The following is a 25,735-nucleotide window of genomic DNA, read 5'->3' on the forward strand; positions in this document are numbered from 1 at the left end:
GTCGGGCCCGGTTCCGAGTAGCCTGCGAAGCAGGAACAACCACACTCGGAACCGTGGCCGGAGGCTTGGGATGGCGTCGAAAACTGTTGCAGATCAATTGGTTTCCCAACTCGTCGAAGCCGGCGTGCGGCGGATCTACGGCATCGTGGGGGACAGTCTCAACCCGGTCGTCGACGCCGTTCGCAGGACAGGCGGGGCGGCTGAGGGTGGCATCGACTGGATCCACGTCCGGCACGAGGAAGCTGCCGCCTTCGCGGCCGCAGCGGACGCGCAGGTCACCGGAGAACTGGCGGTCTGCGCGGGATCGTGTGGACCGGGCAACCTGCACCTGATCAACGGTCTGTACGACGCGAACCGCTCGGGTGCGCCCGTGCTCGCCATCGCCTCCCACATCCCCAGCACCCAGATCGGGATGGGCTACTTCCAGGAGACCCACCCGGACCGGCTGTTCGTCGAGTGCTCGCGCTACACCGAGATGATCAGCACTCCCGCGCAATCCCCGCGGGTGGTGCAGAGCGCGATACAGCACGCGATCGCACAGTCGGGCGTCGCCGTGATCACGCTGCCGGGCGATATCGCCGAGGAGCCGGCCGAGGGCACCGCGCCCCCGCTCGCCCGCACGGGCACCCCGTCGCTCGTTCCGGCGGACGAGGACGTCCAGGCTCTCGCGGACGCCGTCAACGAGGCTTCCGCCGTCGCGATCTTCGCTGGCGCAGGAGTGCGCGGTGCCCGGGACGAACTTCTCGCCCTCGCCGACACCGTCGGGGCGCCGATCGGTCACACGCTGCGTGGCAAGGAATGGATCCAGTACGACAACCCGTTCGACGTCGGCATGACCGGGCTGCTGGGGTACGGGGCCGCGCACGACGGGATCCATGACGCGGACCTGCTGATTCTCGTGGGCACCGATTTCCCGTACGACCAGTTCCTGCCCGGTGACGTGCGGACCGCGCAGATCGACGTCGCGGCGCAGACGCTGGGCCGGCGCACCGGTGTCGACCTCCCCGTTCACGGGGACACCCGCTCCGTGCTGCGCGCCCTCCAACCGCTCGTGCACCGCAAGTCGAGTCGCACCTTCCTCGAGAAGACCCTCGACCGGCACGAGAAGCTCATGACGAAGGTCGTCGGTGCCTACACCGAACCCGCGAAACAGCGCGTTCCGATCCACCCCGAGTACGCCGCCTCGATCCTCGACGATATCGCCGCCGACGACGCGGTCTTCACCGCCGACACCGGTATGTGCAACGTGTGGACTGCGCGCTACCTGAACCCGAACGGCCGTCGCCGGTTCCTGTCGTCGGCGTTGCACGGGTCGATGGCCAATGCGTTGCCGCACGCGATCGGCGCGCAGTTCGCCGAACCCGGTCGGCAGGTGGTCGCGATGTCCGGTGACGGCGGGCTGTCGATGTTGCTGGGCGAGTTGATCACCGTCGCGATGTACCGACTGCCGGTCAAGATCGTCGTGTTCGACAACTCCACCCTCGGCATGGTCAAGCTCGAGATGCTCGTCGATGGTTTGCCCGATTTCGGAGTGGATGTCCCTTCTGTCGACTATGCCGCTGTTGCAACGGCTTTGGGGCTCTACGGACGCCGGATCGAGGATCCTGCCGATCTGGAGTCGGGGCTCCGAGAGGCGTTCGCGCACGACGGACCCGCTCTGATCGACATCGTGACCGATCCGAACGCGCTGTCGCTGCCGCCCTCGATCACCGGCGGTCAGGTCCGAGGGTTCGCACTGGCCATGTCCAAGATGGTGATGAACGGCGGTGTGGCCGAAGCGGTTCAGATGGCCAAGTCGAATCTGCGCAACGTGCCGCGACCGTCCCAGTTCTCGCCGCGAGGGTGACTGCGCGGACATCGCGTCCGGCGAACGGTGGGGCGGTTGCGCGCCCGCCCGCCTGTAGTGGGAAAATGCATGGGTGTCTAATTCGCCGGAACTCGCAGATCTGAAGGTAACCTCGCCCGCGCTCACCGCGGACGAGATCGACGCCGCTGCGGAGCGAATTGCACACATTATCGATGCGACACCGCTGCAGTTCAGTGAGCGGTTGTCGGCGCTGACCGGAGCCCGGGTCTACCTCAAGCGGGAGGACCTGCAGGTGGTGCGCTCGTACAAACTCCGCGGTGCCTACAACCTGATCATGCAGCTCAGTGATGCCGAGCGCGCCGCCGGCGTGGTCGCGGCCAGCGCCGGGAACCACGCCCAGGGTGTCGCGTTCGCGTGCCGGGCGATGGAGATCAGTGGCCGGATCTACGTGCCCGCCAACACCCCCAAGCAGAAGCGCGACCGGATCATGGTGCACGGCGGCGGGTTCGTCGAACTGATCCCGACGGGCGAGACTTACGATGCCGCGGCCGCGGCCGCGGCCGCGGATGTCGAGCGGACGGGTGCCACCATGGTGCCGCCGTTCGACGACGCCCGCACCGCCGCCGGTCAGGGCACCATCGCCGCCGAGATCCTCGAGCAGCTGGGAGAGGCGCCGGACAGTGTCGTCGTGCCGGTCGGCGGCGGCGGCTGCATCGCCGGTATCGTCACCTACCTGCACGAGCGTGCGCCCGAGACCACCATCATCGGCGTCGAGCCGGCCGGTGCCGCGTCGATGACCGCCGCGTTGGTGGCGGGCGGGCCGGTCACGCTACCCGAGGTCGACCCGTTCGTGGACGGTGCCGCGGTCAAGCGGGTCGGCGATCTGCCGTACGCCGTGGTTGCCGGGTTGGGGGCGAGCGTCGTCTCGCACGCGTCGTTGCCCCTGGTCGCCGGTACTCGTGCGGGGCGCGGACCCGAGCGCTTCGCCATGACGCAGGTCGACGAGGGCGCGATCTGCACCGCGATGCTGCAGCTCTACCAGAACGAGGGCATCATCGCCGAGCCTGCCGGGGCGCTCTCGGTGACCGCGCTGGGTCAGCTCGACGTCGCGCCCGGCAGCACCGTGGTGTGTCTCGTCTCGGGTGGCAACAACGACGTGTCCCGCTACGGCGAGATCCTCGAACGATCGCTGGTTCACCTGGGGCTCAAGCACTACTTCCTCGTCGATTTCCCCCAGGAGCCGGGCGCGCTGCGCCGGTTCCTCGACGAGGTCCTGGGCCCGGACGACGACATCACGCTGTTCGAGTACGTCAAGCGCAACAACCGTGAGACCGGTGCCGCGCTCGTGGGTATCGAACTGGGGTCGGCCGACGGTCTGTCGGATCTGCTCGATCGGATGCGCACGTCGCGCATCGTCGTCGAGCAGCTCGAGCCGGGCTCGCCGGCGTACCGCTACCTCACGTAGCGGGCGTCTCGTCCGAACGATCTCTGCCCGCCGGGTCGGTGCCGAGTAGTCGGTTCACGACCTGGCGGTGCAGATCGGGGTCGGATTCCGGGAGTCCGAGCAGGGCCGCCAGATAGATGCCGTCGCCGACGAGGCGGACGATCTCGGCCTGCACCGGGTCGTCGATCTCGGCCAGCAGCCCGTCGTCCCACGACCGCATCACGTCGGCGATCGCCTGCTGCACCTCGTCGTGCCGGCCGTCGGCGCTGCGCATCGCGGCCAGCATCGACCGATACAGCGTCATCTCGTCGGCGGACTCGGCCGGCGGGTATTGCAGATAGATCTCCGAGACGGTCCGCCCGGAGGCGACGGCGTCGGCCAGCTGCTGGTCGGAGCGGTCGCCGAGTCGTCGCACCATCCCGGCCAGGAGTGCTTCCTTGCTGGGGAAGTGGTAGAGCAGACCGCCCTTGGAGACGCCTGCCTCCGCCGCCACCGCCTCGAGGGTGACCTGCGCGAGTCCCTGGGTCAGGAGAAGGCTCTCGAGTGCGTCGAGGATGCGATCGCGTGTGTCGGATGCCATGAAAATCACTGTACCGGCTGGACGGTCGACTGCTATTCTGGAGTTCGCTACTGTACCGGCTGGACGGTTAACTCCCCGGTCGGTTCCTGTTCATCAACCAGTTCGTGTGGGAGTGGAAGCATGTCTGTGGGCACCGTGCGGGATTCGCACGACGTGACGGCGAGCCGGAAGGACTGGCTCGGCCTCGTCGTGCTCGCGTTCGCCGTGCTGCTCATCTCGGTGGACGCGACGGTCCTCGACCTCGCGCTGCCGTTCATCAGTGAGGATCTCGAGCCGAGCGGCACGCAGTTGCTGTGGATCATCGACGTCTATTCGTTCGTGCTGGCGGGTCTGCTGGTGACGATGGGCACCCTCGGCGACCGGATCGGGCGCCGCCGCCTGCTGCTGATCGGTGCGGCCGGCTTCGGCCTGGCGTCGTTGATCGCGGCGTGGTCGTCGAGTCCGGAGATGCTGATCGCGGCGCGTGTGCTCCAGGGTGTGTCGGGTGCGACGCTGATGCCCGCGACCCTCGGGCTCATCCGCACGATGTTCGTCGACCCTCGTCAGCGGACCACCGCGATCGGCGTGTGGGGCGCGATGGCCGGTGGCGGCGCGGCGGCCGGACCGCTGGTCGGTGGCTGGTTGCTCGAGCACTTCTGGTGGGGTTCGGTCTTCCTCGTCAACATCCCGGTCATGATCGGTCTCATCGCTCTCGGGCCGTTGGTGATTCCCGAGTCGAAGGATCCGGCCCCGGGCCGCTTCGATCTGGTGAGCGCCGGGCTGTCGATGCTGGCCATGGTGCCGATGGTGTACGCGGTCAAGGAGACCGCGGTCCACGGGCCGAGTTGGGTACTCACCGCTGTCGGTGTCGTCGGACTCGCCGCGGGCTGGGCGTTCGTGCGCCGGCAGAAGACGCTGGCCGATCCGATGATCGACCTGACGCTGTTCGCCCGGCCCGCGTTCTCGACGGCCGTCCTGACGAACCTGCTGTCCATCTTCGCGCTCGCCGGCGTGCTGTTCTTCGGGTCGCAGTACCTGCAGTTGGTGCTCGACTACCGGCCGCTCGAGGCCGGACTGCTGATGCTGCCGGGAACCCTGGTCAGTGCGTTCGCCTCGCTGGCTGCGGCGTGGCTCGTCCGCCGCTGGGCGCCCAACCGGGTGCTGAGCATCGGTCTGGTGATCGCGGCAATCGGTGCCGCCGTCATGATCGCACTGCAGCCGGACAGCGGCCCGCAGGCCTTCGTGATCGGATTCGTGCTCGCCGGCGCCGGTGTCGGTGTGGCGCTCACGTTGACGTCGGATCTGGTGGTGAGCTCGGTGGAGCCGGAACGTGCCGGTGCAGCGTCCGCGGTCTCCGAAACCGCATACGAACTCGGCGTGGCGCTGGGTGTGGCCATCCTCGGCAGTGTCGTACTGGCGATCTTCCGCCGCGGAATGGACGTCTCGGCCCTCACCCCCGATCAGGCGCACGTCGCGCAGGGCACGCTCGGTGGCGCTGTCGAGGTCTCCAAGGGGATGCCGGCGCCGCAAGCCGAGGCCTTCGTCGACGGGGCGCAGGCGGCCTTCGTCGACGGCATGCACATCGCGGCCGGCGCAACTGCGATCGTGCTCCTGATCACGGCAATCCTCGTGGCGCGCATGCTCGGCCGTCGCTGATCCGTAACGCCACAGCGGCCCGCTCGATTGATGATCGAGCGGGCCGTTCTCGTGTGCGCATCGAGTCACACGAGTAACGGGAATTATCAAGCGTCACAGCAGAGTAGGGCGCCAGCCCGCAGGCCTGCGCCGGTCCGCGTCGTTCCGGTCGAATACCTCTGGTGCGCAGCCAGTTTGGACTGCAGTACAAAGGTATGAATCTGCGGGTGAAATGGTTGAATCTTGCGCTATCACCCTGGCTTTTCACCCTCGGCACATCCCCTGCATGAAAAACACTGCGGTGCTTGTGTTTTCGCGAGGGTGAGCGCTCGGGTGAATCAGTTCGGGGCGCTCCCGGGATGAAGGACGTGTACTACCGATTGTGTTTGTATGTCCCGCGTCGGGGTGATTGTCCATGTCATCCATCGCTCGCAGCCGAATCCGGCCGGGCGTCCATAAGAAGGGCCTCAAATGGTGAGGTTGAGCGGCGCCCTGCGCAGGGGCGTCATCCGAACTGTGGTCATGGCCATGTTGGCCGCCATGGTCACGATTACGACCGCAACGGTCGGGGCGGGGACCGCGGCAGCGGCAGTGGCGCTGAGTTGTGATGCGCTTTACGCGGTCAACAACAACGATTCCAACGCGTACCGGATCGATCCGGCCGACGGTGCGCCGACTAAGGACTTCAAGCTCTTGTCCACGACCCCCAACCAGTTGGGAATCGGGGCCGGCGGGGCGTATGCCGTCTATACGGGCCCGGATTCAAAGAACAGTCCCAAGATCTTCAAGTACGACGCCCTCACCGGCGCCACCTCCTCTGTGGACCGGCCAGATGGCTACGCCACGCAGCAAGGGGCCGTGAACCCGAGCAACGGTCTGTACTACTTCGGCGGATACGACAACGGTGCGTTCAAGTACAGGGTCTACGACCCCAGTACAAATATGCCGTTGACGGGCGACGTGAAGGTCACCGTCACCCCGGCACCGGGGTCAAGGCAGACAAACGGCGACATCGCGTTCGATGCAGTCGGCAACCTGTACATCGTTTCCTCGAGTAGCAGCGACGGGCTTGTGTACTCGGTGCCCGGGCCGGTCGCTGCAGGTTCTGTACTGACGGGAACGGGGATTACGGCCAAGGCGGCAGGCTTCGCCAACGCGACCTCCGCGGCGTTCGGCCCTGATGGCTACTTGTACGTCGGCAGGACTGGAAGCTCCGATTTGACGCGGCTCAACCCAGCGACCGGTGCGACCGTCACGACTCTGCGCAGCATGGGAATGTACGACCTCGGCTCGTGCAGTGACCCGTACTCGATCGAGCTACGCAAGGACCTTCCGGCGGGTCGTGCCGCGGATGGTGACCAGTTCTTGCTCGAGGTAACCGGCGGCGGAGTCAGTACTGGCAATACGGCAACGACCACGGGAAATACCACAGGTATCCAGTCGGTCAAGGTTGGACCGCTCCTGGGACTTCCCGGTACCGAGTACACCATCAAGGAGACGGCGAAGAACGGTGCTGATCTCGCCAACTACAACGTGACCTGGCAGTGCCTCGACGCGAAGACCAACGCGAAGCTGTCGAGCGGCACCGGGGCATCCGGCAAGATGTCGCTTCCCAGTACGAAGGGTGGCGCGAGTGTCGTCTGCACCTTCACGAACGGCTCACTGAAGTCCGGCCTGGCGCTGGAGAAGACGGCTGCGCCGAACACCGCAGCCGACTTCACGGTCGGCAACACGATCACCTACAGCTTCAAGATGACCAACACCGGCGATGTGACGTTGAAGGACGTCAAGCCGGTCGAGAAGGACTTCTCCGGTAAGGCGAAGATGTCCGACTTCTCGTGCCCTGAGGGCGCGAAATCGTTGGCCGCCAAGGCTTCCGTGACGTGCACCGCGACGTACGTGCTCCAGCAGGAGGACATCGACCGCGGCACCGTCGACAACACCGCGATCGCGACCGGCACCGATCCGGGTGGCAAGGCGGTGAACTCCGCCGAGTCCAAGGTGCCGCTGAAGGGTGGTCCGGCCACGCCCGGCATCTCGATCGTGAAGTCCGCGTCGCCGAAGGATGCAGAGAGCTACAAGCTCGGTCAGACGATCAAGTACAGCTTCAAGATCACCAACACCGGTGACGTGACGCTGCGGAACGTCGGGGTGAACGAGGGCGCGTTCACGGGCGCCGGTCCGTTGTCGGCGGTCGAGTGCCCCGACACGGCGAAGGCGCTCGGGCCGAAGGCATCGGTGACGTGCACCGCGGAGTACACGCTGACGCAGAAGGACATCGACAACGGCAGGATCGAGAACACCGCGACCGCGACGGGCACGCCGCCGGGCACGGACACGCCGATCGTGTCCCCGCCGGGCAAGGAGATCGTCGAGGGCAATCCAGCCCGGTCACTGTCTCTCGTGAAGGACGCATCGCCGTCGACCACCGCGGATTACAAGGTGGGCCAGGAGATCTCGTACACCTTCCTGATCAAGAACACGGGCGACGTGACGCTCACCGACGTGCATCCGAACGAGACGAAGTTCTCGGGTTCGGGCGACATGTCGACGTTCGATTGCCCCGCAGGGGCGGCGTCGCTGGCGCCGGGTGCGTCGGTGACCTGCACGGCGAAGTACACGCTGACGCAGGCCGACATCGATGCCGGCAAGCTGGAGAACACCGCGACCGCGACGGGTACGCCGCCGTCGGGTGAGCCGGTCACCTCGAAGCCGTCGGACAAGACGCTCTCGGGCGAGCCGAAGCCCGCGATCGCCCTGGAGAAGTCGGCGTCGCCGACGGACCCGGACAAGTTCGCGGTGGGCGAGACCGTCACCTACAGCTTCACGATCACCAACACGGGCAACGTGACACTGAAGGACGTGCGTCCGAACGAGACCGCCTTCACGGGTGAGAGCAGCAGGATCTCGGCGTTCGACTGCCCGGATGCCGCGAAGTCGCTGGCACCCAACGAATCCGTGACGTGCACCGCCACGTACACGCTCGACCAGGCGGACGTGGACCGGGGCAAGCTCGACAACGCCGCGACGGCGACGGGCACTCCGCCATCGGGTGGTCCTGTCACGTCCGACGAGGACGACGCGAAGCTGACGGGTAACCAGAAGCCGAACCTCGAGATCGTCAAGACAGCGTCGCCCAAGGGTGTCTCGGACTTCAAGGTCGGCCAGAAGGTCACCTACACATTCGACGTCACCAACACGGGCAACCAGACCCTGACGGACGTCAAGGTCGTCGAGGGAGCGTTCTCCGGCAGCGGTGAGCTCTCCGACGTGTCCTGCCCGGAGGAAGTGAAGTCCATGGCGCCGGGTGCCGAGGTGTCGTGCACCGCAACGTACGAGCTGACGCAGAAGGACATCGACGCCGGCAAGCTCGACAACGTCGCGACCGCGGTCGGCACGCCCCCGGGCGCCGACACCCCGATCGAGTCCCCGCAGGACGAGGAGAACCTCGCCGGTGATCCCCAGGCGGGACTGAAGCTCGAGAAGACCGCGGAACCGCGGGAGAACGTCCAGGTGAACGACACCGTCACCTACAAGTTCACGATCACCAACACCGGTGATCAGACCCTGAAGGACGTCGGCGTCAAGGAGAACGAGTTCTCCGGCAAGGGAACGCTGTCCGCGATCAGCTGCCCGGACGATGCGAAGGAGCTGAATCCCGGGAAGTCGGTGACCTGCGAGACCACCTACACGTTCACGGTCGAGGACATGAACGTGGGCAGGGTCGAGAACACTGCCACGGCGACGGGTACCCCGCCGTCGGGAACGCCGATCGAGTCCGATCCGTCGGACGTCGACGTGACCGGTGCGCAGGCGCCCCAGCTCGAGGTCGTGAAGTCGGCCTCACTGACGAGCCTGGACGGTTTCAAGGCCGGCGCGAAGGTGAAGTACTCGTTCGCGGTCACCAACACGGGCAATGTCACGGTGGCGAACGTCTCGATCAAGGAAGGCGACTTCTCCGGTACCGGCGAGATCACCGATCTCTCGTGCCCGGAGGAGGCGAAGTCGCTGGTTCCGGGTGCGCAGGTGACCTGCACGGCGCTGTACGAGCTGACCCAGGCCGATGTCGATGCCGGCAAGGTGGAGAACACGGCCACCGCGATCGGCACGCCACCGGGTACCGAGGAGCCGATCGAGTCCCCGCCGTCGGACGGCGGCATCGAGGGCAACCCGAACCCGGACCTGTCGATCGTGAAGACTGCGTCGATCTCCGACTCGTCCGACTTCACGGTGGGCAAGGAGATCACCTACTCGTTCGTGATCACGAACACCGGTGACGTCACGCTCACCGACGTTCGCCCGAACGAGAAGTCGTTTACCGGATCCGGGCCGATGTCCGATCCGGTCTGCGAGGCGGGCGCGAGCGCGCTGGCGCCCAACGACGCGGTGACCTGCACCGCGAACTACACGCTGACGCAGGCCGACATCGATGCCGGAACGCTCGACAACGTCGCGACCGCGACCGGCACCCCGCCGGGCAAGGAGCCGATCGAGTCGCCGGAGTCGCAGGTGGCGCTGCCGGGCCATCCGCACCCGGGCATCAGCATCGTCAAGAAGGCGAACCCGCGCGAGAAGGTGAAGCTGGGTCAGGAGGTGACCTACCGGTTCGTGATCACCAATGTCGGAGACGTGACCCTGAAGGACGTCACCGTGAACGAGGGCGACTTCACGGGCACCGGCACGATGTCGGCGATCACCTGCCCCGACAAGGCGAAGTCGCTGGCGCCGAAGGACTCGGTGGCATGCACCGCGACCTACGTCGTGACGCGGGCCGACGTGAAGAACGGACGCATCGACAACGTCGCGACCGCATCGGGCACGAACCCGAAGGGCGACGAGGTGGTGTCGGAGCCGTCGAACGAGACGGTGACACCGGACAAGTCGAGCTTCCCAGGTCTGATCATCATCCCGATCATCCCGGGGCTCCTGACGGGCTCGCTCGGCTCGACCGGGTCGACCGGACCTGCGGGCGAGCCGGCGGGTACGGACACGCCGGTCATCGACGGCAACCCCACCGGTGAAGGCAACCAGCCGGGACAGGGGGGCGCGGAGTCGGGCACGGACGCCGAGACCCAGGCCTCGAATCCCAAGGGCGGGCTGATCGACTCCGGTCTGGGCGCCGACGGTGACGGCGGGCTGAACTCCGGTCTCGTCGCCGGCGGACTGGCACTGCTGATCGCCGCAGGCGGTGTGCTGGTTGTGGCACTGCGCAGGCGCAGGGCCGAGGACGGTGATGTCACGGACCTGTGATGAACCCTGACGATTGACGGGGTGGCCCGAGACGGAATCGTCTCGGGCCACCCTTGCTTCGGCTCGCCCCGTCGGGCAATCGGGTGGCGCCTTCGCCCCGCTTCGGCTGGCGGCTGCGGACCGGTTGCGGCACAGTGGTGTACGACACACTTCGCTGCATCGACCGCCCTCGGAGCGAGGGGTCTCCGGTGGACCGCGAAGGTGTGCGGTGGGTCACCTTTCGGCCGAGAGGTGGATGATTTCGAGGGTGAGATTCCGATCGGCACGCAAGTGTCCGGTCATCGCCGGTCCGTGTCGATCGGATCGCGGCGCAACTCCGAATTGATCAGCAGCGCATGCCATTTCGTTATGACTGCGCGCTCGCGCCCGTGACCCCATCCCCGGTGTGAACGAGTTTCTGTGTCACTTTTCGTGTCATCACTTCGTGTATATGAGGTGTTTGTCCTGTTTCCGTAGTCGGTCGCCGGCCCCTCGTCAGGCGTGCGGCAAATCGGATGTGTCGAACGAGAGGTGTCCTTCATGCGTAAACGTGTGTTCCTGCGTCGTGCCGGAGGGGAGGTGGTGTCACGGTGGGCGGCGCTCGGGATGATCTTTGCGGTTCTGACTCTGGTCTTATCCTCGTTCTCCATCGCCCCGATGGCCTCGGCGAACCCGAGCGAAACATCGACCACTTCCGCTCCGACGCGCACCGCCGAGAGCTCGCCCTCGACGACGGGACAGAGCTCCGCTCCGATCGCACCGACGACCACGACCAAGGCGCCGACGACCACCACGTCGCAGGCGCCGGTGACCACGACGACGGCCCCGGCCGAGTCGACGTCGCCGGTGACCACGACGAGCGTGCCGACCACGACGGCGCAGCAGCGTGCCGCAGCCGTCACCCCGCGCGGAGTCAACGACAAGATCACCGTCGAGATCACCGACGTCCAGGTCGAGGGGGCGAACGGCCAGCAGATCAAGGTCGGCGATTCCGTCTCGGTGAAGGGCAAGTGGGACGCGCGGACCGCCGCTCCTCAGCCCGGCGACCAGTTCACCGTCCGGTTCCCTGAGGTCCTCAAACTCGACGCCAACCCCAGGATCGATCTGGTCGGCGACGGCACTGTCTGGGGCACCTGCGAGTTGGTGGCCGCCACCAACCTCATGACCTGCGTGCTCACCGATGCGGTGGCGGACAAGCCCGAAGACGTCTACGGCGACTTCGAGGTCTACACGAAGGCAGTTGCCTACACCACGGCCGAGGACGTTGATTTCGTCCTCAACGGCGAGTTCACGCAGTCGTACCCGCTGCCCGGCGGTGGCGGCATCAGCGACGGCAAGGATCTCGGCGCTGCCAAGAAGTCCGGAAAGCTGCAGTCGGACAAGCAGGCCGTGCGGTGGACCATCGACATTCCCGGCAAGGACCTGGCCGCTCTGGACGCAGCCGGTACCGGTTCGGTGACCCTGAACGACGCGCTCTCGGCCAACATGAAGCTCTGCGACACCGGTCGGCTCAACGCGACGCTGCAGTCCGGTCGCCCGGGCGACCTGAAGGCGGTCAGCGGTGGCGTCACCGTCACCCAGGATGCCGCGGGCGAACCCGTCTCGATCGCGCTCACGAACGGCAAGGCATTCGACAGCAACCTGCTGTACCGGATCGAGTACACCTCGTGCACGGCCAGTGGACAGGTGGACCCGGTCGGAACCGTCTACGACAACGCCGTGACGATCGGCAACAAGGACGTGCCGTCGACCGGCGTCGGCCAGGACTGGACGCCGCAGACCGCGCCGTCGAAGTCCGGCAGCCTGGACAAGGGCAAGCGCTACAAGGAGGCGGCCTGGACCATCATGGTCCCCGGCACGTTCATCGCCGGCAGCGCCGACCATACGGTGTCCATCGCCGACACCCTCACGGGCAACCACGCCGTCTGCGCGACGGGGCTCGTCGTGAAGATCGCCAAGGCGAACTACCTGCCCGACGCCAGCGGCAACAGCCCCGGGCGGACGGATGTCACCGGCCAGTTCACGATCGATGTCGATGCCGCCCCCGGCGCCAAGGACATCAGTGTCACGATCACGCCGAAGGACGTCGCCGCGTTCGACCCCGAGCAGTACTACTACGTGAGCTACCGGACCTGCCTCACCGAGGACAGGGTCCCGGACAACACCGAGGTCTTCGCCAACTCGGCGAGCCTCAACGGCCGCCCCCCGGTCACCGCTTCGGTGAGGGGCCCCGAGTTCAAGAGCGGCAAGAGCGGCCAGCTCAACACCACCGAGCGTGATGTTGCCGGTGAGAAGCAGCCGGCCGGCACCACCCTCGACTGGAAGGTGGAGATTCCCGGACGTCACCTCGAAGGCCTGACGGAACCGGCGGTCATCAGTGACACCTTCTCGGGCACCCTGACCGTCTGCGACGTCGGCAACGACATCAAGGCAAACCTCAATCTCCGGGTGATCGCGCGGGACTTCCTCGGCGACAAGGCTGTTGCCGAGCGGGACCTCACCGCCACCACCGGCGTCGTGCGCACGGCCGGCGGGGTCGACTTCACCCTGCCGTTGGAGGAGTACGACCGTGAGACCCGGTACTACATCGACTACACCCTCTGCACCGCCAGCGGTGGTCTCGACGGGCGTGGCACGGTGTACGGAAACTCGCTCACCTACCAGGGCCGCGATGCCATCACGAGCAGCGTCCGACAGGAGTGGGGTGGCGGCGGCACCGGCACCGGCGTCTCGCGCGGCTCGTTCTCGCTGCTGAAGGAGGTCGCGTCCTTCTCCAAGCCGTTCCCGCAGAGCACCGAGTTCACCGTCAAGGTCGAGGAGTTCGCTCCCGGTAAGAACCCGGCGACCGACAAGCCGGACAGCTCGTACAACGTCAAGGTGAAGGCGGACGGCACACCCGTCAGCGGAGTCAACCCCCGCGGTACCGGTTGGCAGATCCGCCTGTCCGAGATCGATCTGCCCACCGTCGACGGCGTCTACTTCGAGCAGGGCAAGTTCCGTCCGGCAGAGGGCGTGACCCTGAACGCGGATCAGACCCAGGCGGTCGTGACCATTGAACCGAAGACCAACATCGGTGTCACCCTGGTCAACAACGCCGTCCTGGGCAAGGCGACGATCACCAAGGCCGTCGTGGGTGACGGGCTCGGCGGTCTCACCGGCAACGAGTCCTTCGTCATCGACGCACACATCGCCGACGACGACGACACCACCGGCGACGAGGTGCGCCAGTTCACCCTGCGGAATGGCCAGCACTTCGAGTTGGCAGATCTGCCCATCGGAGCGAAGGTCACCTTCTCGGAGGTACTGCCGCTGAACACCGATCGGGTGACGTGGTCGGCACCGGTGATCGAGCCGAAGACGCTCACCATCGGCACCGATGCCACGGCGAACAGGGTCTCCGTCACCAACGAGGCCAAGGTCACCATGGGCACCTTCGCGGTCAGCAAGAAGCTCACGGGTCCCGAGGCATTCGACAAGTCCGTGCCGAAGACGTTCGACGTGATCGCCAGTTGGAACGCGGACGGAGCGCCGCAGTCCAAGACGCTCACGCTCCCGGCCGACGGCACCGCGGTTCCGTTCGGTGTGAATCTGCCGGGCGGCACCGAAGTCACGCTGACCGAGACGGTTCCGGCGAACGGCAACGGCCTCGCGTGGGGCGTGCCCTCGTACTCCGGGAACGTGACGATCGGTGACGACGGCTCGGCCACGGTCACCATCGGCAAGGACGCGGGCAAGGTCGAGGTGACGAACTACGTCGACAAGAACGACGGCACCCTGCGCATCGCCAAGCAGGTCGGCGGCGAGGCCGCCGAGGCGGTCGGTGACGACGCCGAGTTCACGGTGCAGGCACGTTGGAAGGACGGCACCGAGTACGTCACCAAGGACCTGACCGTGAAGCAGGGCGCGGCCACGTCGCTCGGTGTCGACCTCCCCGTCGGTACCGAGGTGACCTTCACCGAGACCGGGCGTCCCGAGATCGCCGGAGTCGAATGGGGCACGATCTCGTGGGGCACGGACCCGAACGGCGAATCGTGGCTCGTCACGAATCCCGGTGGCACCGCGACCGGAATCGTCTCCGACGACCCGACGGACGGCCGTCTGATCACGCTGTCGAACGAGGCGCTGTGGAAGAACGGCTCCGTCGAGTTCACCAAGTTCGTCTTCGACGGTGAGGATCCCGTCCCCGCCACCGAGGCCGACCTGCCCGACGGTGCGGCGTTCGAGGTCAGGATCGAGGGCATCGATCCGGCACTTCCGGGAGGAACCGACTTCCCGGCCGTGGGTGAGACCATCACCCTCGACGCCGCAAACGGCTGGAGCTGGAAGTCCGGCGACGTTCTGCCGCGGAACACTGTGATCACCTTCTCCGAGGTCGATCCCGCCGCCCTGCCCGGAATGGATTGGGCGCGGCCGTTCTACTACGTGGCCGCGGATGCCGGTGAGCCCGGTGACCGCAACACGGTCCAGATCGTTGCGGGCGACGAATCCGTGGTGGAGATCCGCAACCGACCGATCCCGACGGCGGACGTGGACATCGACAAGATCGTGAGCGGTCCGAAGGGCAATCAGGTCGCCAAGGACGGTTCGACGATCTTCCAGGTCACGGCCTCGTGGACGGATGTCGACGACGAGAACCGTTCCTGTGTCCTCGACGTGAAGCCGGGCGCTCCGGCCACCCCGACGGCCGACTGTGACGCTCCGGTCGTCGACGGCCGGGTGCAGTTCCCGCTGGGCACCGAGATCACCTTCGCCGAGACCGGCGCCTACACCGACGTGACCAACGTCAAGTGGGGCGAGGTCGTCTGGGGTGTGGAGGAAGGTAGTGCGGACGTCGCGGCGATCGACGGCAAGCCGACCGGAGTCTCGGTCACCCTTACCGGTGACGCGAACGAGCCGGTGGTGCTGGGACTCGAGAACAAGACCAGCAGTAACGGTCTGATCATCATCCCGCTCCCGATTCCGTTGCCGCCGTGGAACGGATCGCTGACCCCGCCGGGGTCGGGCTCCGAGTGGCCGACGCCGCCGGTCTCGGGTGAGCCGGGCGGGCCGGCGCAACCGGGCGGACCTGCCTCGCCGGAGAATGCGGGCGAGACCGGCCACAACGGTGCTCCGGGCAAGCCTGCGCCGAGCAAGCCGGCGCCGGACCAGTCGTCGTCGCTGCCCGTGACGGGTGCGAACGTCGTCTGGCTCGCCGGTGCAGCGCTCGCGCTGATCGCCGGTGGTGGATGGCTGACTCTACGTAGCCGCAGGAGGGTGTCCGGCGAGGGATAGTTCCCTCGGGCACCCGGCTGGTGGGGCGGGTGCGACCTCGTCTGTCGCATCCGCCCCGCGCCGCAGTTCGCTCGAATCGAACACCGCTCCACAGCGGACAAGGAATATCGCGGCCGATGATTCGGTCGCCCTCGAAAAGGAGATACTTCCGTGCTCGTCCTCCCGCTCTCCCTCACCTTCGACGTCCAGACCACCGGCTCTGCCGTGATCGACGGTCTCGGTCGGCTGTCCGTGCTTCTCTACGACCTGCTCGGTGGCGCCGGCAGCGCTGCGATCAACGTGGGTAGCTAGCCGGTTCGACACCTGTGGAAGGGGCTCCGGCCCATGCGCGACACCGAAGTTCCGGGTCCGGAACGGGCCCGGCCGAACAGCGGCCGGGTCATCGGCGAACTGCTCCTCACTGCGGGGGCCGTCCTCCTGCTGTACCTCTTCTACGAGGCGTTCTGGACCAATATCGTCTCGGCGCGGCTGCAAGACGAGGTCGACAGCGGCCTGACGGAGTCCTGGGGCAACGGGGCGACCGGCGACGAGTCGGTCGCCCCGGCACCTCCCGCGCCGGGCGAAGGGTTTGCGCGCGTGCACATTCCCGCCCTCGACGCCGCTTACGCCGTCGTCGAGGGCACGCGCAACGAGGACCTGCGGGCCGGCCCCGGCCACTACGTCGACACCCAGATGCCCGGCGAGCCGGGAAATTTCGCGCTCGCCGGGCATCGCATCGGTACCGGTGCGGTGTTCCAGCACCTGGATCGACTCGACACCTGTGATGCCGTGGTCGTGGAGACCGAGTTCCGATGGATCACGTATCGGGTTCTCCCACTCGGAAACGATCAGCTCGGGCGCCGCGCCGAGGCGGCTGCCTGTCTGAGCCCGGAGCAGGTCGATCGCGTCGCCGACGGCGACTATGCCCACGTCGTGGGGCGGCACATCACCACCCCCGACGACGTCGAGGTCGTCAACCCGCTGCCCGGGGCCCCGTGGGTCGAACCGCACTCCGGGCTCGAAAGCACCCTGACGCTCACCACGTGCCATCCGTTGTTCTCGAACACCGAACGCATGATCGTGCACGCGGTTCGCGTCGAATCCGTGTCGAAGTCCGCGGGAACCCTCCCCGCGGCATTGCAGGAGTAGACAGATGTACGGCTACCTTTGGCGCGCCCTCCCCGGACCCCGTCCGGTGAAGGCCGCGCTCGCGATCCTCATCGCGGTCGCGCTCGTGCTGCTCCTCATGGAAGTCGTCTTCCCCTGGGTGTCGGCGCAGATGCCCTACTCTGACGTCACCGTCTAGGGAGGATGGCGTTCATGGGTAGGCACGAGGCCGCGCGACGAGCAGGTCGGGGTGGGACGATCCTGATGGTCGTCGTCGCGCTCGTCCTGCTCGCGGGTGGCGGATTCCTCGTCTTCCGTGGGTTGCAGCCAGATCCTGCGGCGGCCGCGCCGGTACCGCGATCGACGTTCGAACTGCCCCCCGACGGCGTCGCGGATCCGGTCGACGGCGCGTTGCCGGGGATCGGTGCCGGTGGGCAGGCGCGCAAACCCGGACCGGCGGCGGAGAATCCGTCGGACCGACCACAGGTGCCCGCCGGACCGCTGCCCGACAACAGTGTGGTGATCCCGGCGATCGGGGTGCAGACAACGCTCGATCCGCTCGGGTTGGCGCCGGATCAGAGCCTGTTGCTGCCGCGGGATGTGAGCCAGGTGACGTACTGGACCGGTTCGGCGCCGATCGATGCCCTGGACGGAGGGATCCTGGTGGCCGGTCACGTCGACAACGCGAATCAGGGTGAGGGTGCCCTGTATTGGATGCACACGCTGTATCCCGGCGACGCGGTGTACGTGACGAAGGACGGCGTCGTGACGCGCTGGAAGATCACGAAGATGGAGCGGTTCGTCAAGCAGGCGCTGCCGGACTGGGCGTTCCAGGGTCCGGGCGGCCCGCGCGAACTGCACGTCGTCACGTGTGGCGGGGAGATCGTGAAGGACGCCCAGGGACGTGCCACCTACCTCGAGAACGTGGTGGTCACTGCCGTCCCGTTCTGATCCGGGCGACCGGATCGGCGTCCAGGACGGCGAACGAATGTCCCGGTAACACCACCGCGGAGGCTGTCGCGTCCACGGTGGGCTCGTCCCACCACAGCAGTGGGATCCCGCCGATCGGCACCGTCACCGGGTCGGGACCCAGGTTGCACACCACGCGCAGCGACCCGCGAATCATCGCAAACCACTGCGCGTCCTCGTCGTACTCGATGCCGAGGTGCTCGAGCCACGGGTCGCTGATCTCGGATCGTCTGCGCCGCAGCGCAATCAGTGCCCGATAGCACTCCAACAGGCGGTCGTGCGGGCGACGCGTCGGCTCGTTCCAGTCGAGTTTGGAGCGCTCGAACGTCGCGGGCTCCTGCGGATCCGGCACGGCGTCCGCGGTCCACCCGTGCTCGGCGAATTCACGGCGACGTCCCTCCGCCGTCGCCGCACCGAGGTCGGCCTCCGGGTGCGACGTGAAGTACTGGAACGGTGTTCGGGCGCCCCACTCCTCGCCCATGAACAGCATCGGCGTGTAGGGGGAGCACAGGACCAGCGCCGCTTTGATCGCGAGTTGCCCGTCGGACAGGTACGTGCCCGGGCGGTCGCCCGTGGCGCGGTTGCCGATCTGGTCGTGCGTGCACGTGTAGGCCAGGAGCGCGTCGGCGGGGATCCTCCGGATGTCGATGGGGCGCCCATGGATTCGCCCGCGGAACGTCGAGTACGTGCCGTTGTGGAAGTAGCCCTGGGTGAGGGTGCGGGCGAGGGCCTGCAGCGAGCCGAAATCGCCGTAGTAGCCCTGACGTTCGCCCGACACCGCGGCGTGGATCGCGTGATGGATGTCGTCGTCCCACTGCGCGTCGAGACCCAGTCCGCCGGCGGCCCGTGCCGTGATGATCCGCGGGTCGTTGAGGTCGCTCTCGGCGATGAGCGTGAGGGGGCGTCGCAGATGAGCCGACAGCCGGTGGACCTCGATCGACAGTTCCTCGAGCAGATGTGTCGCCGAGTTGTCGACCAGGGCATGCACGGCGTCGAGCCGCAGGGCGTCGACGTGGAAGTCGCGGAACCAGCGCAGCGCGTTGTCGACGACGTAGCGGCGGACCTCGGTGGACTCGGGACCCGACAGGTTGACGTCGCGCCCCCACGAGTTGGCGCCGTCGGCGAGGTACGGGCCGAATCTGTCGAGGTAGTTGCCCGACGGTCCGAGGTGGTTGTAGACGACGTCCAGAGCCACCGCGAGCCCGCGCCGGTGACACTCGTCGGCGAACCGTTGCAACCCGTCCGGGCCGCCGTACTGTTCGTGGACGGCGTACCAGAGCACGCCGTCGTAGCCCCAGTTGTGGGTCCCGCCCCAGGCCGCAACCGGCATCAGCTCGACGAAGCCGACGCCGAGGTCGACGAGGTGATCGAGGCGGCCGATCGCGGCGTCGAACGTGCCCTCCGGCGTGAACGTGCCGATGTGCAGTTCGTAGACGACGCTGCCGGCCAACTGCCGGCCCGTCCACGCCGCGTCCGTCCACCGGTTCGGGTCGAGTTCGTGCAGCTGGGACGGCAGATGTACGCCCTCCGGCTGACGCGGGGAGCGTGGATCGGGGAGCACGACGGGGGAGTCGTCGAGCACGTACCCGTACCGCGCCCCCGGCGCGGCGTCGACGTCGGCGTGCCACCAGCCGTCGGCGGAGCGCGTCATCTCGTGCTCGGATCCGTCCACGTGGACGCGCACCGAGCGGGGGATCGGGGCCCAGACCTCGAAGGTGTGCACGTGATCAGCATGCCCCGATCGCGTGCACACCGCAGCCGACCTGTGTCGATCAGCCGCTCAGTCTCTCAGCGGATGAGAGTCCCGAGGTCGACGGGCAGCTGGATGCCGGTGACGTGCCGGGCCTCGTCCGACGCCAGCCACGCGACGGCGTTGGCGATGTCCTCGGGCCGGCTGATCTGGTCGGGCAGGCTGCCCATGAAGATCGGGGCCAGCGTGGTCGCGTACTCCTGCACCAGCGCGTGCATGTCGTTGACCTGCATGCCCGTGTCGACGCCGTTGGGGTGAACGGTGTTGACGCGGATGTTGTGCGCGCCGAGTTCGACGGCAAGCGTCTTCGCGAGCCCGGTGACGCCGTGCTTGCTGGCCACGTAGTGGCCGAGGAACGGCAGCCCGCGCAGACCCGCCACGGAGCTGGTGATGACGATCGAACCGCCCTCGCCCTGCTCGATCAGGTGCGGGATCGCGGCCTTGCAGGTGTGGAACACGCCGGTGAGGTTGACGTCGAGCGTCTCCTGCCACTGCTCGGGGGTGATCTCCCACGACATGGCGCCCGAACAGATGCCGGCATTCGCGACGACGACGTCGAGTCGGCCCAGCGCGGCGATGCCGGTTGCGAGCGCTTCGGACACCGCGGCGAAGTCGCGCACATCCGTCTTGGTGGCGACGATCTTTCGGCCCTGTGCCTCGACCTGTGCGACGGTCTCGGCGAGGTCCGCCTCGGTGGCGCCGTCGTAGGCGGTGGAGTCGAAGTCGGCACACGCGTCGATCGCGATGATGTCGGCGCCCTCGGATGCCAGCCGCACTGCCTCGGCGCGGCCCTGGCCCCGCGCCGCTCCGGTGATGAATGCAACCTTGCCGACGAAACGGTTCGCGCTCATGGGTACTGCCTCCAGTCTTCGACGATCGTGTGATCTGGACCATATGAAGCGGCGGCGACCGGTGTCGGCGCGGTCCCGGTCACCGGGAGGACGAGCGGCGGCCGAGCGTCGTTCAGGGCCGGTCGAGCCGGACCAGCAGGGCGACGGGTAGCCGGCCGAAGACCTTCGCCAGCGGGATCGACCCGGTGTGGAGTTCCCCTGTTAGCCGGTCGAACCAGCTTCCGGTCGGAAGTGCGATGCTCGAACTGCCCCAACCGTTCTCGTGGATCAGCACGCTGTGCCGCGTCGCGAGTGCGATGACGTCCGAGGGAGCGCCCACGGGCCCGCGCGCGAACCCGAGTAGGTGGTCCCGGGCCGGACCGACCCCGAAGACCGGGCGGTAGTGTCCGCCCACGAAACTGTCGGGGCGTTCCCGCCGCAGTCGCAACGCAATGCGTGTCACGTGCAGCTTCGCGGTACCCGACGCGTCGATCGGCGGGGCCTCGACACCGGGGGTGTCCATCGATTTCAGGACGGCGCGTCGGACGGCGAAGTCCACGGGACGCCGGTTGTCGGGGTCGACCAGCGAGTCCTCCCACAGTTCGGTGCCCTGGTACACGTCCGGGATTCCCGGCCCGCACAGTTGCAGCAGCTTCTGGCCCAGCGCGTCCGACCAACCGTGCGGTGCCAGGTGCTGGGCGATCCGACCGATGCTCCGGCCCACCGGACCGTCGAGAACCCGGTCGATCCACTCGTGCAGGGCGTCCTCGAACTTCGTGTCGATCGCGGTCCACGACGTGCGCACCCCTGCTTCCCGGGCGGCCTTCTCGGCGTAGGCGTGCAGACGCGGCCGCAGGTCCGCGCCGTCGGGGGACGGTCCGTCGACGGGCCACACCCCGAACATGTTCTGCCACATCATCAGTCCCAGGACGCCGTCCGGGCTGGGGGCCGACATCTCCCAGTCGGCGACGCAGCGGGCCCACAGTTCCGGCACCTGCGAGAGCACCCCGATGCGGGCACGGACGTCCTCCCCGCGTTTCGTGTCGTGAGTGGACAGGGCGGTCATCGTGCGCGGCCAGAAGCGTGCACGTTCGTGGGCACGCAGATGGAACTCGGCAGGAGAGCAGCCGACGACACCCGGGTCGCCACCGACCTCGAGGAGCGACACGAGGCGAGCGGTCCGATAGAACAGGCAGTCCTCCACCGCCTTCGCGGTGACGGCACCGCACACCTGGTGGAATCGGATCCGGGACTCGGAGCCGTCGACGAGGGCGCTCGCGAGCGTCGTCAGGGCCGTCTGCCATTCCGGGTGCCGGTCGACGGTCTCGCCGATGATGCGCGGCACGATGCCGGCGAGCGGCGCGTAATCGGCGCGGTACACCGGCATGTGTGCGAGGACCTCCACCAGGGCGTCGCGTAGTTGCTCCGGATTGCAGAACGTGGGTGAATCCCGCAGCACCGCCCGGGTCAGCCGGCGTACCTCGGGAGCGAGGTCGCCGCGAGCGACGCCGCGGCGCAATTCGGTTCCGTTCTCGTCCAACCAGGCACGGTCCCCGGCCGCGCCGGCACGGGCCGCCAACTCGGTGAGCGCCGCCGTCCCGGCCGGATCGAGGAACACGCCACCGTACTCGGTGAGGGCGTCGTAGCCGGTGGTGCCGTCGATCGGCAGAGTGGGATCGAGCGGTTCCCCTGCCGCGAGGATCTTCTCGGCCACCAGCCAACGATCGGGTCCGATGAGCCCGCGGAGGTTGCGCAGGTATCCGGCGGGATCGCTCAGCCCGTCGGGGTGGTCGACCCGGACACCGTCGACCATGTCGTCGCGTACCCACGACGCGAACTGGTGGTGGGTGGTGTCGAACACCCGCGGATCCTCCTGCCGGAGCGCGGCCAGATCGTTGATCGCGAAGAAGCGCCGATAGCCGACCCGGCCGTCCCGCCACGGCACCAGCCGATACGGCTGTCGTGCGTGAATCTCCCGGGGGTCGCCGTCGTCGGTGCCGGGGGCGATCGGGAAGCGCTGCTCGCCCAGCGCCAGCAGGGGAGTGCCGCCCGTGCGATCGACCTGCAGGGCCAGCAGATCACGTTCGTCGGCGAGCACCGGCAGCGCGATCCGCCCGTCGGTGCCGTTGTCGTCCCGCCAGTCGATGTCGAAGAACCGGGCGAACGGGGAGCGGTGGCCGTTCGTCAGTACATCCCACCACCAGCGGTTGTGCTGCGGCCGGCCGATTCCGAGATGGTTGGGCACCAGGTCGACGACCAGTCCCATGCCGCGCTCGCTCAGTTCCGCGGACAGCGCGACCAGTGCGGGACGCCCGCCCAGTTCGGACGACACCGATGTGGGGTCGGCGACGTCGTAGCCGTGGGTGGATCCGGGCATCGCCGTCAGGATCGGCGAGAGGTAGACGTGCGAGACGCCGAGACGATCGAGATAGTCGGCCAGTCGGCGTGCGTCGTCGAGGGTGAAGGCGTCACCTCGCAGTTGCAGTCGGTACGTCGCGGTGATCGGTCTCATGACGGCCGGTCCCGCCGCAGCACCAGCAGGGATCGGGACGGCACGGTGAGCGTGTCTCCTGCGTGGGCAGCGAGATCCGTTGCCCCGGTGGGCGAGCAGGTGTCCAGCTCGCCGACCCACCGGCTCTCCTCGGGGCCCGACGGAACCGCGAACTCGACGTCGGCATCGTGCGCGTTGAAGAACAGCAGAAACGAGTCGTCGACCACGCGGCGCCCGCGGTGATCGGGTTCGGGTATCGCATCACCGCCCAGATACACCGCCAGGACCTTGCCGAATCCGCTGTCCCAGTCCTCGGTGGTCATCTCCCGGCCGGTCGGGGTGAGCCACGCGATGTCGGGACGGTGTTCGTCGCGGACGGGGCGGCCGGCGAGGAAGCGCCGTCGGCGGAAGACCGGGTGCGCGGCCCGCAATGCCGACGCACGACGGGCGAAGGCCAACAGATCCGAGTGTGTTCGCGTCAGTGACCAGTCCATCCACGACAGCGGCGAATCCTGGCAGTAGACATTGTTGTTGCCGTTCTGGGTGCGGCCCATCTCGTCGCCGTGGGCAAGCATCGGGGTGCCCTGGCTGAGGAGCAGCGTGGCGAGGATGTTGCGCTGCTGCCGGCCCCGAAGGGCGAGGACAGTGGGGTCGTCGGTGGGCCCTTCGACGCCGCAGTTCCACGACCGGTTGTGGCTTTCACCGTCCCGGTTGTCCTCACCGTTGGCCTCGTTGTGCTTCTCCTCGTACGCCACGAGATCGGCGAGAGTGAAACCGTCGTGGGCGGTCACGAAGTTGATGCTCGCGCTGGGGCGACGCCCGGTGGCCTCGTACAGATCCGACGACCCGGTCAGTCGGGACGCGAACTCCCCGAGGGTGGCCGGCTGTCCGCGCCAGAAGTCCCGGACGGTGTCGCGGTACTTGCCGTTCCACTCGGTCCACAACCCGGGGAAGTTCCCGACCTGGTAGCCGCCCTCGCCGACGTCCCAAGGCTCGGCGATCAGCTTCACCTGGCTCACCACAGGATCCTGCTGCACCAGATCGAAGAACGCGGAAAGCCGGTCCACGTCGTGCAATTCGCGGGCGAGGGTCGACGCCAGATCGAAACGGAAACCGTCGACGTGCATCTCTGTCACCCAGTAGCGCAGCGAGTCCATGATGAGTTGAAGGGTGTGCGGATGCCGGGCGTTGAGGCTGTTACCGGTGCCCGTGTAGTCCTTGTAGCGGGACGGATCGTCGTCGTCGAGTCGGTAGTACGCGGCGTTGTCGATGCCGCGGAAGACGAGGGTCGGGCCGCGGTGGTCGCCCTCGGCGGTGTGGTTGTAGACGACGTCGAGAATCACCTCGATACCGGCGTCGTGGAACGCGCGCACCATCGCCTTGAACTCGGTGACCACGCCGCTCGGCTCGGTGGCCGACGAGTATTCGGCATGGGGCGCCAGGAATCCGTAGCTGTTGTAGCCCCAGTAGTTTCGCAACCCCTGATCGAGCAGGATCTGGTCGTGCATGAACTGGTGTACCGGCATCAGCTCGATCGCCGTGACCCCGAGCGCACGGAGGTGATCGATCACCACCGGGTGCGCGAGCCCGGCATAGGTGCCGCGCAGCTGGGCCGGAATCTCCGGATGGGTCGCGGTCATGCCCTTGACGTGAGCCTCGTAGATGAGGGTCTCGTGGTACGGCGTGCGCGGCGGCCGGTCCGCGCCCCAGTCGAAGAACGGGTTGATCACGACAGTCGTCATCGTGTGGCCGAGCGTGTCCTCGCCGAACGCGTGCAGTGACGGGTCGCCGTCGAACACGCCGTCGAAGGCCTTGCCGTAGGGATCGAGCAGGAACTTGGATGGATCGCACCGCAGCCCGGCCTCCGGGTCGAAAGGCCCGTGGACCCGGAACCCGTACCGCTGCCCAGGTCCTACGGACGGCAGGTACACGTGCCACACGTGGCCGTCGACCTCGTCGAGCCGGACGCGGGTCTCGGTGCCGTCGCTCGCGACCAGGCACAGGTCCACCGCCTCGGCGACCTCGGAGAACAGTGAGAAGTTGGTCCCGCCCCCGTCGTAGGTGGCGCCGAGCGGATACGCGGCTCCCGGCCACGTCTCGATCGGCGGCGCTACGCCGGGCCCGCTGCGCTCCATGCTGCTGAACCCTAGCTGTAAGCCGACCGGTGCACCCGGATTGTGACAAGGGTTCGTTCGCAGGTTCGTTCACCCTGTCGCTGGTGAGTGGTTCGGTCTAGCGTGGAGACGAAGTCGCACTTCCAGTGGAGGGGTGAGGTCCTGTGTTCTCCCATTCTCGTGCAGCTTCTCGGGCAGCCGGGTCGGCCATCGCGGTGATCTGCTCCGCCGTCGTCGGATCCGGCGCACTCGTACTCGGCGCCGGCACCGCCGCGGCGCAGGAGACGCCGCCGGGACCTGCGATCCTGGGCGTCGAACTCGACGAGGAGGACGGTCGCCCCACGGTGGAGATCGACTACGTGAATCTGCAGGGCGAGCGGCGCGAGATCGACGTGGATCTGCAGACCGGCCTGATCACCGAGGACGAGCCGGACGACGAGGCGACGGCGCCGGCCTCGACATTGCCGGGCTGACGACTCGCGTATCCCTTGGACCGCGTGTCGATCGCGGGGGTTAACGCCGCACGGTGGCCGCTCTACACTGAGGATCC

General features: G+C 67.4%; 16 protein-coding genes. 10 read left to right on the top strand and 6 right to left on the bottom strand.

The features are described 5' to 3' along the window. Window positions 1-70: 70 nt before the first annotated feature. Window positions 71-1,846: a pyruvate dehydrogenase gene (locus A6I89_RS04495; RefSeq protein ID WP_005512574.1), complete on the top strand. Its 1,776-nt coding sequence runs from the start codon at window positions 71-73 to the stop codon at window positions 1,844-1,846. A gap of 73 nt (window positions 1,847-1,919) precedes the next feature. Further along, window positions 1,920-3,272 carry a threonine ammonia-lyase IlvA gene (ilvA, locus tag A6I89_RS04500; RefSeq protein WP_022596496.1) on the top strand — a complete coding sequence of 451 codons (1,353 nt, stop codon included), beginning with the start codon at window positions 1,920-1,922 and terminating at the stop codon, window positions 3,270-3,272. Here the strand turns inward: ilvA and A6I89_RS04505 are convergent. Then, complete coding sequence (locus A6I89_RS04505; protein ID WP_005512576.1) at window positions 3,265-3,831, bottom strand: TetR/AcrR family transcriptional regulator; 567 nt, start codon at window positions 3,829-3,831, stop codon at window positions 3,265-3,267. The two genes, ilvA and A6I89_RS04505, sit on opposite strands and share 8 nt — an antisense overlap. Before the next feature lie 120 nt (window positions 3,832-3,951). On the opposite strand from A6I89_RS04505, the gene A6I89_RS04510 reads away from it, so the two are divergent. Continuing rightward, window positions 3,952-5,466, top strand: coding sequence for an MFS transporter (locus tag A6I89_RS04510; RefSeq protein WP_044991165.1), 1,515 nt, complete (start codon window positions 3,952-3,954; stop codon window positions 5,464-5,466). Between the two features lie 450 nt (window positions 5,467-5,916). Continuing rightward, window positions 5,917-10,695, top strand: a complete 4,779-nt coding sequence (locus A6I89_RS04515) for a DUF7507 domain-containing protein (RefSeq protein ID WP_044991163.1) — start codon at window positions 5,917-5,919, stop codon at window positions 10,693-10,695. 278 nt (window positions 10,696-10,973) lie between these two features. Here A6I89_RS04515 and A6I89_RS24775 read toward each other — a convergent pair whose 3' ends face one another. Next, window positions 10,974-11,546 carry a hypothetical protein gene (locus A6I89_RS24775; protein WP_226347349.1) on the bottom strand — a complete coding sequence of 191 codons (573 nt, stop codon included), beginning with the start codon at window positions 11,544-11,546 and terminating at the stop codon, window positions 10,974-10,976. On the opposite strand from A6I89_RS24775, the gene A6I89_RS04520 reads away from it, so the two are divergent. The 5 genes from A6I89_RS04520 (at window position 11,521) to A6I89_RS04530 (ending at window position 17,982) form a co-directional block, all read left to right on the top strand. Beyond that, a complete protein-coding gene (locus A6I89_RS04520) occupies window positions 11,521-15,945 on the top strand; it encodes a DUF5979 domain-containing protein (protein ID WP_232244753.1) in 4,425 nt (1,474 codons plus the stop codon). The two genes, A6I89_RS24775 and A6I89_RS04520, sit on opposite strands and share 26 nt — an antisense overlap. A 150-nt stretch (window positions 15,946-16,095) precedes the next feature. After that, entirely contained in the window at window positions 16,096-16,236 is a 141-nt protein-coding gene (locus tag A6I89_RS24540; RefSeq protein ID WP_005512581.1) for a hypothetical protein, read from the top strand. Window positions 16,237-16,269: 33 nt separating this feature from the next. Continuing rightward, window positions 16,270-17,073: a class E sortase gene (locus tag A6I89_RS04525; protein WP_022596488.1), complete on the top strand. Its 804-nt coding sequence runs from the start codon at window positions 16,270-16,272 to the stop codon at window positions 17,071-17,073. A gap of 4 nt (window positions 17,074-17,077) precedes the next feature. Then, a complete protein-coding gene (locus A6I89_RS24545; protein WP_005512585.1) occupies window positions 17,078-17,230 on the top strand; it encodes a hypothetical protein in 153 nt (50 codons plus the stop codon). A 14-nt stretch (window positions 17,231-17,244) separates the two neighbouring features. Then, window positions 17,245-17,982 carry a class F sortase gene (locus A6I89_RS04530; protein WP_232244751.1) on the top strand — a complete coding sequence of 246 codons (738 nt, stop codon included), beginning with the start codon at window positions 17,245-17,247 and terminating at the stop codon, window positions 17,980-17,982. Here A6I89_RS04530 and treZ read toward each other — a convergent pair. From treZ to glgX, 4 genes are all read right to left on the bottom strand, one after another. Further along, window positions 17,963-19,723, bottom strand: a complete 1,761-nt coding sequence (gene treZ, locus A6I89_RS04535; RefSeq protein ID WP_022596484.1) for a malto-oligosyltrehalose trehalohydrolase — start codon at window positions 19,721-19,723, stop codon at window positions 17,963-17,965. The genes A6I89_RS04530 and treZ overlap by 20 nt on opposite strands. 65 nt (window positions 19,724-19,788) lie before the next feature. Beyond that, the gene (locus A6I89_RS04540; RefSeq protein ID WP_005512588.1) at window positions 19,789-20,601 is read right to left on the bottom strand and encodes a mycofactocin-coupled SDR family oxidoreductase; all 813 of its coding nucleotides are present in this window, start codon (window positions 20,599-20,601) and stop codon (window positions 19,789-19,791) included. Window positions 20,602-20,713: 112 nt separating this feature from the next. After that, window positions 20,714-23,092 carry a malto-oligosyltrehalose synthase gene (gene treY / locus A6I89_RS04545; protein WP_022596482.1) on the bottom strand — a complete coding sequence of 793 codons (2,379 nt, stop codon included), beginning with the start codon at window positions 23,090-23,092 and terminating at the stop codon, window positions 20,714-20,716. After that, window positions 23,089-25,206: a glycogen debranching protein GlgX gene (gene glgX / locus A6I89_RS04550; protein ID WP_022596480.1), complete on the bottom strand. Its 2,118-nt coding sequence runs from the start codon at window positions 25,204-25,206 to the stop codon at window positions 23,089-23,091. Before glgX ends, treY begins: the two co-directional genes overlap by 4 nt. 143 nt (window positions 25,207-25,349) lie before the next feature. Between glgX and A6I89_RS04555 the strand changes: the two genes are divergently transcribed. After that, a complete protein-coding gene (locus A6I89_RS04555) occupies window positions 25,350-25,658 on the top strand; it encodes a PepSY domain-containing protein (protein ID WP_044991161.1) in 309 nt (102 codons plus the stop codon). Window positions 25,659-25,735 lie beyond the last annotated feature (77 nt).

The organism is Prescottella equi (assembly GCF_002094305.1).
Classification (GTDB): domain Bacteria; phylum Actinomycetota; class Actinomycetes; order Mycobacteriales; family Mycobacteriaceae; genus Prescottella; species Prescottella equi.

What these genes read in the sequence shown, in the direction of transcription:
- A6I89_RS04495 (WP_005512574.1), top strand. Translation starts at nt 71, where the DNA reads ATGGCGTCGAAAACTGTTGCAGATCAATTGGTTTCCCAACTCGTCGAA.
- A6I89_RS04505 (WP_005512576.1), bottom strand. Translation starts at nt 3,831, where the DNA reads ATGGCATCCGACACACGCGATCGCATCCTCGACGCACTCGAGAGCCTT.
- A6I89_RS04510 (WP_044991165.1), top strand. Translation starts at nt 3,952, where the DNA reads ATGTCTGTGGGCACCGTGCGGGATTCGCACGACGTGACGGCGAGCCGG.
- A6I89_RS04515 (WP_044991163.1), top strand. Translation starts at nt 5,917, where the DNA reads ATGGTGAGGTTGAGCGGCGCCCTGCGCAGGGGCGTCATCCGAACTGTG.
- A6I89_RS04525 (WP_022596488.1), top strand. Translation starts at nt 16,270, where the DNA reads ATGCGCGACACCGAAGTTCCGGGTCCGGAACGGGCCCGGCCGAACAGC.
- A6I89_RS24545 (WP_005512585.1), top strand. Translation starts at nt 17,078, where the DNA reads ATGTACGGCTACCTTTGGCGCGCCCTCCCCGGACCCCGTCCGGTGAAG.
- A6I89_RS04530 (WP_232244751.1), top strand. Translation starts at nt 17,245, where the DNA reads ATGGGTAGGCACGAGGCCGCGCGACGAGCAGGTCGGGGTGGGACGATC.
- A6I89_RS04540 (WP_005512588.1), bottom strand. Translation starts at nt 20,601, where the DNA reads ATGAGCGCGAACCGTTTCGTCGGCAAGGTTGCATTCATCACCGGAGCG.
- treY (WP_022596482.1), bottom strand. Translation starts at nt 23,092, where the DNA reads ATGAGACCGATCACCGCGACGTACCGACTGCAACTGCGAGGTGACGCC.
- glgX (WP_022596480.1), bottom strand. Translation starts at nt 25,206, where the DNA reads ATGGAGCGCAGCGGGCCCGGCGTAGCGCCGCCGATCGAGACGTGGCCG.